Below are 13170 nucleotides of genomic sequence, written 5' to 3' on the forward strand. Positions count from 1 at the left end.
AAGCGGCAGTAAATGGCCAATGCAACGTCGGCAATCGCTGCGTGCTAGCGCTTGTTCAGCCGCAACGCCAACCGATCCCCGCCCAACTGAATCGCCGCCACCAATACCACCAGCAACACGATCACGGTGAGCATCACTTGCGTGTCAAACCGCTGATAGCCATATCGGTAAGCGATATCCCCCAATCCACCGGCGCCAATCGCGCCCGCCATGGCCGATGAATTGATCATGGTCACTATCGTGATGGTAAATCCGCCGACAATCCCCGGCAGTGCTTCGGGCAGCAGCACGTGCCAGACGATGTGCCAGCGGCGGCAACCCATCGCCTGTGCTGCTTCAATCAAGCCATGGTCAACTTCGCGCAGGCTCACTTCCGCGATACGCGCGAAGAACGGCGTCGCCGCAATGGTCAGTGGCACCACCGCCGCCCACACGCCGTAGGTCGTGCCGACAATCAGCCGCGTGAACGGGATCAGCGCGACCATCAGAATCAGGAACGGCACCGAACGGAAAATGTTCACGAACGCACCCAGCACCTTATTGATGGTGGGCGCTTCAAAGATGCCGCCCTTGCCGCTGGTGACCAGAATCACCGCCAGCGGAATGCCCAGCATCAACGCGATCAGTGATGACACGCCGACCATCAGGAATGTATCGATAACCCCCTGCCACAGACGATCAAGCCACATAACCCACTACCTCCGCCTGCTGTGCATGTTTACGGGCGCGAATCAGTAGTTCCTCAACCGACAGTGGCGAATGACTGATCGCCAGCAACAGATGACCCAGCGCTCGCCCCTGAATGCGTTCGACGCCGCCATGCAGCAGGCTCACCTGCCCGCCGAAGACGCTGAACAACGCTGACAGGTCAGGCTCGCTGCCGGTGAATTGCAGATCCAGCACAACGCTGGCGTGATACTCGGAAGGGTGCGACTGCAGACGCGCTTGCACATCCTCCGGCAGCGCGTGTTGCAGGGGCGCCAGCAGCGTCTTGCTCACCTCATGCTGCGGATTGCCGAATACCTGCCAGACCGGGCCCTGCTCGACCACTTCGCCTTTTTCCAGCACCACCACGCGATCACAGATTTCCCGGATCACCGCCATCTCGTGGGTGATCAAAATGATCGTCAGGCTCAGGCGCTGGTTGATCTCGCGCAGCAGGCCGAGAATCGATTGCGTGGTCTCCGGGTCGAGTGCGGACGTCGCCTCGTCGCACAGCAGAATCGCCGGATCATGCACCAACGCCCGGGCGATGCCGACGCGCTGCTTCTGCCCGCCCGACAACTGCGCCGGATACGCCTTGTGCTTGCCTTCCAGCCCTACCAACTCCAGCAATTCGGCGACTTTGCGCTGACGCTGTTCCTTCGGCACGCCGGCCACTTTCAGCGGCAATTCGACGTTCTGCCAAACGGTTTTGGCTGACATCAGATTGAAGTGCTGAAAGATCATGCCGATGCGTCGGCGCAGCGCCACCAGCGTGTCCTCGTTGAAGTCGCCGATGTCCACCTGATCGATCAGCACGCGCCCGGTGCTGGGTTTCTCCAGACGATTGATGGTGCGGATCAGCGATGATTTGCCTGCGCCGCTGCGGCCGATGATGCCGAACACCTCGCCGCGCTGGATATCCAGATCGATGCCCTGAAGTGCCGGCACCTGCCCTTGCGGACCTTCATAGACCTTGCCCAGATTGATGAAGCGCACATGGGCGTGCTGCTTTTGCGGATGCAGCTCGGCTTGTACGGCGGCATGGAGGGCATCACCCCCAGGCGCTAAAACGCGTTGCGCGGATGCACTCATGATCAATTCTTCCAGCCAACCTGATACAGCGAGCCATTGACCTTATCCAGGGAGGCGCGCACGACCGGTGAGTGTTGGTAGATGTCGATGAACCTGGCCAGGCGCGGGTCATCCTTGTGGTCCGGTTTGATGACGAACTGAATCACGTATTCCGGGTGGTCGAGGCCGTCGAACAGAATCGCCGAGCCGGCATCGAAGGTCTTCGACAGACGAATGTAGGCCGGGTAGCCCTGCACCAGATCGGCATCGTCATAGGCGCGCACCAACTGCACGGCTTCGACCTGAATCAGCTTTATCTTCTTCGGGTTGGCGGTGATGTCGTCTTCGGTGGCCTTGTAGCCCACGCCCGGTTTCAGGGTGATCAAGCCGGCCTTCGCCAACAGCTGCAGGCCGCGACCGCTGTTGATCGGGTCATTGGCGATAGCGACGGTGGCGCCGTTTGGCAGCTCATCGAAGCTTTTGTACTTCTTCGAATACAACCCGACGTTGTTGATGATGCCCGGCGCGTAGGGCACCAGATCGAAGCCGGACGCGGCCTTGGCGTTCTCCAGAAACGGAATGTGCTGGAAATAATTCACGTCGATGTCGCCGGCGTTGAGGCTGACGTTGGGCGCGATCCAGTCGGTGAATTCCACCAGCTCGACCTTCAGGCCTTGTTTCTCGGCTTCGGCGACGGCCGCCTCCAGCGGGATGGCGAACGCCGCCGTGGTGCCGACTTTGAGCGGTTGATCGGCAGCGAGGGTGAAGCCGGCAAACAGGCCCAGGGACAGCGCGAGGGTAAGAAGGGTTTTGGTCATGGCGTGTAATCCGGTTCAGTGGTCTGGTTTGAATGCTTGGGTGTCTGTGAAGCCGTCTTCGCGACCAAGCTCACTCCTACAGGGGCCGAGCTCGCTCACGTCATGTGTGAATAAATTACTGCCTCTGTGGGCGACTCCCTGTCGTCCAGACGCCACGCTTTGGCGCAGCAAACACAACCTGTAGGAGTGAGCTTGCTCGCGAAGGCGGCGGTTCAGGCACACATACGGTGACTGACATAGCGCGTTCGTCCGGATGCGGCCCAGACCAAGCGCGCTCCTACAGGTTGGTCTGTGTTCTATAGCTCGCCCCCGCGTGCCGTTCCGGCAGTCGCGCGCCGCCTTCAAACAGCTTCTCGCGCAAGGTGCCGTGTTCGTACGCGGTCTTGTACGAGCCCCGTCGTTGCAGTTCCGGGATCACCAGATCGATGAAGTCCTCATAGCTCTCCGGGGTGACGATGCGGGTAAGGTTGAAGCCGTCCAGCCCGGTTTCGGCGATCCACGATTCCAACTCGTCGGCGACTTGCCCGGGCGAGCCGATCAGCGTGATGTAACGGCCGCCCAGGGCGTGCTGATCGAGCAACTTCTGGCGGGTCCAGTCGTTGTTCTTGAGGATCTTCGTGGCTGACTGAATGGCGTTGCCTTTCACGTGCTGGATCGGCTCGTCGAGATCGTAGTCGGCGAAGTCGATGCCGGTGGACGCGGCAAAATGCGCGAGCCCGGCCTCGGCGCTGGCGTAGGTCAGGTACTCCGCATGTTTGGCCCGCGCCGCTTCTTCGGTGGCGCCGACGATCACGTTGAGGCCCATGAACACTTTGATGTCATCCGGATTGCGCCCGGCGGCCACGGCGCTGGCGCGGACCTTGTCCACCTGCTCGCGGGTCGCGGGTTTGTTCTGCGCGCTGATGAACACGCACTCGGCGTTGCTGCCGGCAAACTGTAAACCGCGCTCGGAACTGCCCGCCTGAAACAGCACCGGCGTACGCTGGGGCGAAGGCTCGCAGAGGTGATAACCCTCTACCTGATAGAACTCGCCGCTGTGCCGCACGTAATGGACCTTTTCCGGCTGGGCGTAGATGCGCGCCCGACGGTCCTCGATCACCGCGTCGTCCTCCCAGCTGCCTTCCCACAGCTTGTACAACACTTCCAGGTATTCATCGGCCTGGTCGTAGCGGCGGTCGTGTTCGATCTGCTCGGTCAGGCCCATCGCGCGTGCGGCACTGTCCAGATACCCGGTGACGATGTTCCAGCCCACGCGTCCGCGCGTCAGGTGATCCAGCGTCGACATGCGCCGGGCGAACAGATACGGCGCCTCGTAGGTGAGGTTGGCCGTCAGGCCGAAGCCGAGGTTTTTGGTCACGGCGGCCATGGCCGATACCAGCAGCAACGGATCATTCACCGGCAGCTGGATCGACTCCTTCAGGGTGACGTCCACCGACTTCTGATAGACGTCATAGACCCCGACGATGTCCGCGATGAACAAACCGTCGAACAGCCCGCGCTCCAGTAACTGCGCCAGATCCGTCCAGTATTCGAGGGTCTTGTACTGGGTCGACGTGTCCCGGGGGTGGGCCCAGAAACCGTGATTGATGTGGCCGATGCAGTTCATGTTGAACGCATTGAGCAGGATCTTTTTCTTGCTCATCAGATCGTCCCCCGACGTGGCGGGTTGACGTCATTGAGGTAGTAATTGCCGATGGCGTGATACTTCCAGCGCACCGGGTCGTGCAACGTGTGAACCCGCGCGTTGCGCCAGTGCCGGTCAAGGCCGTGCTCCGCCAGCGTGGCTTGGGAACCGGCGAGTTCGAACAAGGTGCTGCCGGCCTCCAGCGAGATTTCGGTGCTGATCGCCCGTGCTTCAGCCACCGCAATCGATGCCTGTGCCAGATTTTCGGGCGTGGTCTCGGCCTGCGCGCGATCAAGGTATTCCCCGGAACGTTCGAGAAGGGCTTCGGCGGCGTGCAGACGAATGCCGAGCTTGCCGAAGCTGTGCAGCGTCAGCGGGTCATCGACGGCTTTCTCGATGCCGGAGTCGATCCATGGCCGCGTGCGCGTGCGTACGAAATGCAGCGCGTCTTCAAAGGCCGCGCGGGCGATGCCGGTGTCGATGGCGGCATGGAGGATTTGTGCGAGCGGGCCGACCGTCGTCGGGCGCTCGAACGCCGTCTGAAACGGCACCACGTCATCGGCCTCGACATACACGTTATCGAATACCACCGAGCCGCTGCCCGTGGTGCGCTGGCCGAAGCCGCTCCAGTCGTCGATCACGCTCAGCCCGGCGGCGTTCGCCGGCACGAATGCCAGCTGCTGCACGCCATTGTCATCAACGACCGAGGTCGGTATGCGTTGGGCGTAAAGCGCGCCGGTGGCGTAGAACTTGCGACCGTTGATGCGCCAGCCGCTGCCGTCGCGGCTCAGGCGAGTAGTGCGGTCGTGGGCGGTTTTGGTGCCCAGTTCGGCCAGCGCGTTGCCGAAGCGCTGACCGGCGAGGACCTCGGCGTAAAGCCGCGCCTGCTGCGCCGGGCTGCCGTTCACCCGCAGGACTTCCAGCGCGTAAAAGTGGTTTTGCGGAATCTGCCCCAGGGAGGCGTCGGCGGCGGAGATTATGCGAATGACGTCGGCCAGGGTGACACTGGACACGCCTGCGCCACCAAAGGCCTTCGGCACGCTGATGCCCCACAGGCCCGAGCGGGAAAACGCTTCCAGTTCCAGATGGGGCAGGCGCCGTTCACGGTCACGCGTGACACTCTGTTGTTTGAAATCTTCCGCCAGCGTGCGGGCGATGCGCAGCGCCTCGGCGTCGTCACGAATGATCGCGGTCACGGCGGTCGCCTGCGTGCCACGCGGCAAGGTTTGAAGGCTCATAGGTGTGCTTCCAGTGCTCTGGTTATATCCAGGAATGACGGGCAGGCAGGGTGCCGTTCAGGTGCCAGGCGCCGACGGCGTGAACCTTCCAGCGCACCGGGTCGTGGAGGGTGTGAACCCGCGCGTTGCGCCAGTGACGATCAAGATTGAATTCGGCCAGCGTCGCGCGACTGCCCGAGAGCTCGAACAGTTTTTCACTGGCGAGCAGGGCGATCTGTGTGGTCAGCACCTTGGCTTCGGCGACCACGATGGAGGCCCGCGCCGCGGAGTGTTCGTCGATGGGCGCCGCAGAGATTTCATCCAGCGCGCGGCCAGCCCTGCGCAACAGTGCTTCGGCGGCGTGCAGTTCGAGCTTCAACTTGCCGATGTCGGCGATCACATAGGGATCATCGCCAGCACGTTCGACATTGGCGTCGATCCACGGGCGTGAGCGCTCGCGCACAAAACGAATGCTTTCGTCGATGGCTTCCCGGGCAATGCCTGCATCAATGGCTGCTTGAATCAGCTGCGAGACCGCCCCCTGAATGTTCGGCGCCAGGCCCAGCTTCCAGTTATCAACGACCAACTCACCACTCACGCGCACGTTTTCCAGCAGGACGCTGCCGCTGGCGGTGGTGCGCTGACCGAAGCCGGACCAGTCGTCGATGATGTGCAGCCCCGGTGTCCCGCGCGGCACAAACACCAGCATCTGTTTGCCGTCGTCATTGATGGCCTTGACCGCCACCCAATGGGCGAACAGCGCGCCGGTCGAGTAGAACTTGCGGCCGTTGAGCAAAAAATGATCACCGTCGGTGGTCAGGCGCGTACGGATGTCTAGGGTATTTTTGGTCCCGCGCTCGGGACCGCCATTGCCGATGCGTGCGCCGCCGAGAACGCTGGCGAAGAGGGTGTGTTTCTGCGCCTCGGTTGCGCTGCCAAGCAGCGAATTGAGGATGCCGAAGTGGTTCTGTGGAATCTGGCCGACTGCAGGGTCAGCCGCCGACAGGATGGCGAAAACCTCGGCCACTGTGACGAATGACACTTGTGGCCCGCCATAGGCGCGCGGCACTGAGATGCTGCCCAGACCACTGCGGGTAAATAGCTCGATTTCCGACCAGGGCAATTGCCGCTCGCGGTCTCGCGTGGCGGCCTGGGGGCGCACGACGGCGGCCAGCTCATGGGCCGCCGCAATGGCGTCAGCGTCATTGTGCAGTACGTTGGCAGGGAGCAGGGGAGGAGCCACATCCAGGGTGTGCTGGACAGGAAGGGCGTTCAGATCAGTCATGGTGTTGACCTTCACGAGCGCGAGCACTGGGGTCGTTGTGCTTGACCATTCGAACCTCGAATCAATACCGCGTTGGCGGCGAGAAAATTGACGATGGTCCGGTGGTCCGGTGCATATACCCTAAGCGTGTATAAAAATTAAATAAACTCACATTTAGGAATAAGCATAGAAGGCTAAATGGCGGCGGCCGTCGCCAGTGCCGTGGCTTGGGTGTAGGTCAGGCATGAGCCGAAGGCCAGCGCGAGAATCATGTACTTGACGATATGTCTGCAGGGCATGGCGAACACCTCGTGAAGGGTTTCACCGCAGGCTAGCACCTCGTTTTCCCGCGGCGAGGGGGCAAGCTGTAGGACGCTGTTGCAGATGATGTGGGAAGTTTCTTCTCCGGGGCAGATCTGTGGAGTCGTTCACGATTGCAAGACGGAAGGCGGTGGGCGGCAGACCTGTCGCAGCGCGCCAATGGTGCGCCGCGACAACATTCTGGACAGGGCCGATATCAAGCTTCGGCCCCATCGATCACCTCGGTCGATACCTTGATCAGCCGCGCCGGCGCCCAGCGCGAGTTATTGCCAACCCGGTCAATCACACAGTAGCTCACCTCCAGATGAGGATCCTCGCCGGCCTCGCGCACCAATGCCGCCGGTACATCAACGATTAAGGGCTTGCCGACGTCGTCCTGTGTGAGCGCTGGCAGGTCCAGGCGCAGGTCGCCCCAGCGCAGGGTGATCTCATCGTAGGCATCCATGTTGGGATAAGCGTCAAGAGTGAGTTGAACGCCCTCATCGAAGTGGCGGGCAGTCAAACCGTCCTGCATGAGCGACTCGGCGAAGGTCACCGGTGCCAGTCCCTGATTCTCATCGTCCTCGCCGCTGACCAATTGACCGCCGGGAGTCTCCAGTTTGACCCACAGCTTGGCGCCGGGAGACTTAATGGGTTCGCTGCCAATTTTGGTAACGCGATAGTAGGTTTTAACTTTTCCACTTCGAAGAAAACTTTCGGGTACATGTAGGACGGATGTATGCCCGATGTCGGACTCCGATAAAAGTTTTGACGCGGCATAACAGCCTCCCCAAAACAATTCGATCAAGTCACCGCAGTCCATCTCTGGCCAGGGGTCGATGTGTACCTGCAGATCGGCCGCCGCAAGGGCGCCAATCCCGTGCTTGTTCGACTGCGGAAGATAGGGGGCCATCAACTTGAAAGACTGAGTCATTACAGGGGTATGGATCATCTTTTAATACTCTTCGAATGTGTGCCTGGATCAAGGCAAGTCAGGTGATTAATTCATCGCAACTGCAACGTGGAAACGACTGGCACTAGTACACGCCGGGACGTACAGGCATGGCAAACATTACAAACGGTGGCAATTAGTGGGTTGCTGTTTTGGAAAGAAAATAGACAGAGAGCGATTTCAGCTAATTGTGTTGCGGTGTTTGTGTCAACGGCATTCAAGTTTTTAAAGTGTGTGTGAAGCAAATGCAGAAAGTTCCTACAGTCGCGCGTTGGTTATGAGAGGGAGTTGCGACTGTGGTCCTACCTGAGCCGCCGGGCGCGCCCTGTTCTGCGGCCAGCAGGCGGATGAAAAGTGTCAGCGGCAGTTATTTACGGGCGAAAAAATGGTCAATCTACGTTGCGGGGAAGCGGGGAGAGTGAGCGCTGTTCGTATAGAAAAAATAGATAGATGGGTGACGCTTAACCGGCATCGAAACAGTGGGACTTTTAGTGAATCAACGCTTTTCTAAATATGAACGGCAAAGAAAACGGCGCCTGTTGGCGCCGTTTTGAACACATAACGTGTCGGACTAATTCCTGCTGCGTTCAAGAAACTGCCTTGTGCGTTCCTCTTTGGGGTTGGCGAACAGCTCTTTCGCCTCACCCTGCTCAACGATGACGCCCTTGTCGATGAAGATCACCCGGTTGGCGACATCCCGCGCGAAGCTCATCTCGTGAGTCACGATCACCATCGTGCGTTTCTCCAGGGCCAGGGCGTGAATGGTATTCAGCACCTCGCCCACCAGCTCGGGATCCAGCGCCGACGTCGGTTCATCGAACAGAATGACCTCCGGCTCCATAGCCAGCGCACGGGCAATCGCCACGCGCTGTTGTTGGCCGCCGGACAGACGACGCGGATAGGCGTCCTCTTTGCCCGCGAGGCCGACTTTCGCCAACAGCGCGCGGCCCAGCTCGATGGCCTGCTCGCGCGGCATCTTCTTGACCACGGTCGGGCCTTCGATGACGTTTTCCAGCGCGGTGCGGTGCGGGAACAGATTGAAGTTCTGGAAGACGAACCCGACGTGCTGGCGCAGTTGCCGGATCAGTCCCTGCTGCTGGCTCAGCGGGCGGCTCAAATCGACTTTGATGTCGCCCACGACAATGCTGCCGCTCGTAGGTACTTCCAGCAGATTCAGGCAGCGCAACAGGGTGGTTTTGCCTGAGCCGCTAGGCCCGATAATCGCCACCACCTCGCCAGGCTCGACCTTCAGGTCAATGCCCTTGAGCACTTCGTTGCCCTTGAATTGCTTGGTCAGTTTTTCAACCGTGATCATGCCTCAGGACTCCACATCGTGGCGGTTGGCCCGTGCTTCCAGGCGATTTTGAAAATGCGCCAGGATGCTGCACAGCACCCAGTAGATCACCGCAACGGTGAAGTACATGGTGAAAATTTCCAGCGTCCGCGAAGAGATCAACTGCGCCTGGCGGAACACTTCCGGCACCTGAATGGTGGCGGCCATCGCCGTGTCCTTGACCAGCGAAATGAAGCTGTTGCCCAGTGGCGGCAATGCGGTGCGTGCCGCTTGCGGCAAGATGGCGCGGCGCATGGTCTGGGCGCGCGTCATGCCGATGCTCGCAGCGGCTTCCCATTGCCCTCGGTCCACCGACGCAATCGCGGCCCGAAGGATTTCGCAGGCATACGCGGCCATGTTCAGCGACAGGCCGATCAGCGCTGCGGTGATCGCGTCCAGTTCGATGCCCAGGTCCGGCAGGCCGTAATAGATCATGAACAGCTGGACGAGAAGCGGTGTGCCGCGGAAGAACGACACATAAACCCTGGCAACCGCACTGATGACCCAGATCTTCGACAGACGCATCAGTGCCAGGCCGAAGCCCAGCACCAATCCGAAAAACATCGACCCCAGGCTCAAGCCCACCGTGTAATACGCGCCCTTGAGCAGAAAGGGCGCGGAGTCCAGCGCGAGCTGAAGGCTCTCTGGGATCATTTGGTCACGTCAGCCTTGAAGTACTTGTCCGACAGCTTGGCGAGAGTGCCGTCGGCGCGCAGCTTGTCGATGGCCTTGTTGATCGCGTCCAGCAGTTCAGGCTCGCCCTTGCGCAGTGCAACACCGGATTCCTGACGAGAGAACGCTTCGCCGGAGACCGCCAGCTTGTCCTTGGTCTTGGCGACCAGTTCCAGTGCCGCGAGGCGGTCAACCAGGATGGCGTCGATGCGGCCGACACGCAGATCCTGATACTTGGTCGGATCATCGTCGTAGGTTTTGACGATGGCATCAGGCACGTTGGCTTTCAGCCACTCTTCGTAGTTGGTGCCCAGGCCGACGCCGACTTTCTTGCCTTTCAGGTCGGCAGCCGTTTTGATCACGCCGACGTCTTTGGTCTGCACCAACGCTTGAATGCCCGACACGGTGTAGGGTTCGGAGAAGTCGTACTTTTTCTTGCGCTCGTCGGAGATGGTCACCTGGTTGATCACGACATCCAGACGCTTGGATTCCAGCGCGGCCAGAATGCCAGCCCACGGCGTGGCTTGCAGTTTGACCTTGACGCCCAGCTCCTTGGCCAGTGCTTCGGAGAACTCGACTTCAAAGCCGGTCAGTTTGCCGTCTTCACCCACGAAGCTGAACGGGGGATAAGTGCCTTCCAGGCCGACATTAAGGGTTCCATTCTTTTTGATCGTTGCCAGCTGTTCGCCAGCGATGGCCTGGCTGACCAGGCCGGTGCCCAGCACCAGGCTGAAGGCCGACAACAGAAAGGTGCGGCGGATTGCAGACATGTTCATGAAAGACCCCTGTTTTAATTGGAATGTCAGGCAAGTATCAGACCCGACGAAGCTACGTTGGCATCACGCGTTTATCCAGCTTTTTCAGTCGCCTGCGTGGTGCTGCGCGCCGGCTGGCGGCGATCATAAGACCCGAAGCGAGGCATGAAAAATAATAAAAAGCGGATTGCTTATCAGTTTTTAGAATATAGCGCCCGCATTCCCATTTGAGCGGGCGAGTGGCGAAGGCTCTATTTCGCCGAGAAGACGCCCTGATACGCAAACAAGGCAGGCGCGCCGCCGGTGTGGAGAAAGACGATCGGCCCGTCTTCAAAGCGCTGCCGGCCAATGCCGTCGAGCAGGCCGGCCATGGCTTTGCCGGTGTAGACCGGGTCCAGCAGCAACCCTTCATGACTGGCCACCAGCCGGATTGCCGCCAACGTGCCGGCATTTGGCTCGCCGTAGCGGGGGCCAAAGTACTCATCCCACAGCTGCACCTTGAACGCGGCCGGCAATGATTCGCCCAGCAGTTCGACGGTTTGCTCGGCCAGGCGCTGAACCTTGGGCGCCTGGGTTTCTTCCGGGCGCGACACGGTCACGCCTATCACCGGCAGCTTGGGCAGTTCTTCAGCCAATGCGAGTGCCAGGCCGCTGTGGGTGCCGGCACTGCCGGACGCGAGCACGACGGCTGCGAATGACAGGCCGCTTTGCTTGATCTGCTCGGCCAGTTCAAAACCGGCCTGCACGTAACCCAATGCGCCGAGGGCATTCGAACCGCCGATCGGAACCAGGTACGGCTTCTTGCCGCTCATACGCAGTCGGCTGGCCAGGGCTTGCAGTTGATCATCGGCATTGTCGAGGTTCTCGACCAGTTCGACCTTTGTATCGAACAAATCCAGCAACAGGCGATTGCCGTTGTTCAGGTAATTGATGTCGTCGGTGGCAATCGGGTTTTCCAGCAGGGCGACACAGCCCAGGCCAAGACGGGCAGCGAGGGCGGCAGTTTGGCGCACGTGGTTGGACTGAATGGCGCCTGCAGTGATCAGCGTGTCGCACCCTTGAGCCAGAGCGTCGGCCGCAAGGTACTCCAGCTTGCGCAGCTTGTTGCCGCCCATGGCCAGCGGCGTGATGTCGTCGCGTTTCACGTAAATGTCGCGGCCGGCCCAGTTCGAAAGGCGTTCGAGCTTTTCAAAAGGCGTCGGGCCGCCGAGCAATTCCAGACGATTAAAACGGGCGAGCTGTTGTTTGATCATGGTGGCGTCGACAGGTCTGCAATTGAGTCGCAGGACTATAGGCAGACGTTTCCTACAGGGCAACCGCCCGCCGTCCTTGGCCCCCTGCGCAAAAGCCCCACGAAAATAGTTATTTTTTTGCCGCGAATGGATGTCGTAGAGTGATTCCACTTCGGCCGTTACAGCCTGACTCGCCGTTGAATTGAGGAGAAATCTGCGTGAGCACTATTCCCGACCTGTCCCCGGAATCCTGCGCCGAGGGCGTGACCGGCCACTGGCAATTGCAGCGGATTGTGGGCGAATTGCGCGCCGCGCGTGATGACTGGCGTACCAGCAACGGCCGAATCAGCGGCGAGAAGGGCGGCCGCGAGCTGCCTTCGCGCGAGGCCATGCGCGACATTCTTGACGCGCTGTGCGGCGCGCTGTTTCCGATGCGGCTGGGGCCGGTGGACCTGCGCGAAGAAAGCGAGGACTTCTACGTCGGCCATACCCTCGACGTGGCGTTGAATTCCTTGCTCGACCAGGCGCGGCTTGAGCTGCGTTACGCCGCCCGGCAGAAAGGTCAGGATGCCAGTTGCGCGGACGTGCATGCCGAGCGGCTGATTCAGGATTTCGCCAGCGCGCTGCCGACCATTCGCCGCATCCTGGATACCGATGTGCTGGCGGCGTATCACGGTGACCCCGCCGCGCGCAGTGTCGATGAGGTGTTGCTGTGCTACCCGGGCATTCTGGCGGTGATTCACCATCGGCTGGCCCACCACCTGTATCACAACGGTTTGCCCTTGCTTGCACGCATCAGCGCCGAACTGGCCCATTCTGCGACCGGCATCGATATCCATCCCGGCGCGCAGATCGGCCCGAGCTTCTTCATCGATCACGGGACAGGCGTGGTGATTGGGGAGACCGCCATCATCGGCGAGCGCGTGCGCATTTATCAGGCGGTCACGCTGGGCGCCAAACGCTTCCCTTCCGATGAGGATGGTCAGTTGCTCAAAGGCCATGCGCGCCACCCGATCGTCGAAGACGACGTGGTGATCTATGCCGGCGCCACAATTCTGGGGCGCATCACCATCGGCAAGGGCTCGACCATCGGCGGCAACGTGTGGCTCACGCGCGGCGTCCCGGCGGGCAGCAACGTCAATCAGGCGAGTCTGCAGCACGAGGACGGCTGTCCGAAGTAGCCGTTCATATCCCAACTCCAAGGGCGCGCACACTGGCCTCTTCCCG

At 60.6% G+C, this 13170-nt stretch carries 12 protein-coding genes; 1 reads left to right on the forward strand and 11 read right to left on the reverse strand.

Annotation, left to right across the window (positions count from 1 at the left end):
• Nucleotides 1-44: 44 nt before the first annotated feature.
• From BMY98_RS13950 to BMY98_RS14000, 11 genes are all read right to left on the reverse strand, one after another.
• Nucleotides 45-689: a methionine ABC transporter permease gene (locus BMY98_RS13950; RefSeq protein ID WP_074890122.1), complete on the reverse strand. Its 645-nt coding sequence runs from the start codon at nt 687-689 to the stop codon at nt 45-47.
• Nucleotides 679-1797: a methionine ABC transporter ATP-binding protein gene (locus BMY98_RS13955; RefSeq protein ID WP_074890123.1), complete on the reverse strand. Its 1119-nt coding sequence runs from the start codon at nt 1795-1797 to the stop codon at nt 679-681. The genes BMY98_RS13950 and BMY98_RS13955 overlap by 11 nt, the downstream gene beginning before the upstream one ends.
• Before the next feature lie 2 nt (nt 1798-1799).
• Nucleotides 1800-2594 (reverse strand): MetQ/NlpA family ABC transporter substrate-binding protein, encoded by a 795-nt coding sequence (locus BMY98_RS13960; protein WP_074890124.1) that lies wholly within the window; start codon nt 2592-2594, stop codon nt 1800-1802.
• Between the two features lie 277 nt (nt 2595-2871).
• Nucleotides 2872-4236: an LLM class flavin-dependent oxidoreductase gene (locus BMY98_RS13965; protein WP_074890125.1), complete on the reverse strand. Its 1365-nt coding sequence runs from the start codon at nt 4234-4236 to the stop codon at nt 2872-2874.
• Nucleotides 4236-5441 carry an SfnB family sulfur acquisition oxidoreductase gene (locus BMY98_RS13970; protein WP_425438876.1) on the reverse strand — a complete coding sequence of 402 codons (1206 nt, stop codon included), beginning with the start codon at nt 5439-5441 and terminating at the stop codon, nt 4236-4238. The genes BMY98_RS13965 and BMY98_RS13970 overlap by 1 nt, the downstream gene beginning before the upstream one ends.
• Before the next feature lie 37 nt (nt 5442-5478).
• On the reverse strand, nt 5479-6720 hold the full coding sequence (locus tag BMY98_RS13975) for an SfnB family sulfur acquisition oxidoreductase (protein ID WP_074890203.1): 1242 nt from the start codon (nt 6718-6720) through the stop codon (nt 5479-5481).
• A gap of 496 nt (nt 6721-7216) precedes the next feature.
• Nucleotides 7217-7951 (reverse strand): hypothetical protein, encoded by a 735-nt coding sequence (locus BMY98_RS13980; RefSeq protein ID WP_074890127.1) that lies wholly within the window; start codon nt 7949-7951, stop codon nt 7217-7219.
• A 571-nt stretch (nt 7952-8522) separates the two neighbouring features.
• Nucleotides 8523-9266: an L-cystine ABC transporter ATP-binding protein TcyN gene (tcyN, locus tag BMY98_RS13985; RefSeq protein WP_074890128.1), complete on the reverse strand. Its 744-nt coding sequence runs from the start codon at nt 9264-9266 to the stop codon at nt 8523-8525.
• A gap of 3 nt (nt 9267-9269) precedes the next feature.
• A complete protein-coding gene (tcyL, locus tag BMY98_RS13990) occupies nt 9270-9938 on the reverse strand; it encodes a cystine ABC transporter permease (protein WP_074890131.1) in 669 nt (222 codons plus the stop codon).
• Complete coding sequence (gene tcyJ / locus BMY98_RS13995; protein ID WP_074890133.1) at nt 9935-10732, reverse strand: cystine ABC transporter substrate-binding protein; 798 nt, start codon at nt 10730-10732, stop codon at nt 9935-9937. Before tcyJ ends, tcyL begins: the two co-directional genes overlap by 4 nt.
• A gap of 230 nt (nt 10733-10962) precedes the next feature.
• Nucleotides 10963-11964 (reverse strand): D-cysteine desulfhydrase, encoded by a 1002-nt coding sequence (locus tag BMY98_RS14000; protein WP_074890135.1) that lies wholly within the window; start codon nt 11962-11964, stop codon nt 10963-10965.
• Nucleotides 11965-12179: 215 nt separating this feature from the next.
• Between BMY98_RS14000 and epsC the strand changes: the two genes are divergently transcribed.
• A complete protein-coding gene (gene epsC, locus BMY98_RS14005) occupies nt 12180-13124 on the forward strand; it encodes a serine O-acetyltransferase EpsC (protein WP_416148415.1) in 945 nt (314 codons plus the stop codon).
• Nucleotides 13125-13170 lie beyond the last annotated feature (46 nt).

Origin of the sequence: Pseudomonas graminis (genome assembly GCF_900111735.1) — a bacterium.
GTDB classification, from domain to species: Bacteria; Pseudomonadota; Gammaproteobacteria; order Pseudomonadales; family Pseudomonadaceae; genus Aquipseudomonas; species Aquipseudomonas graminis.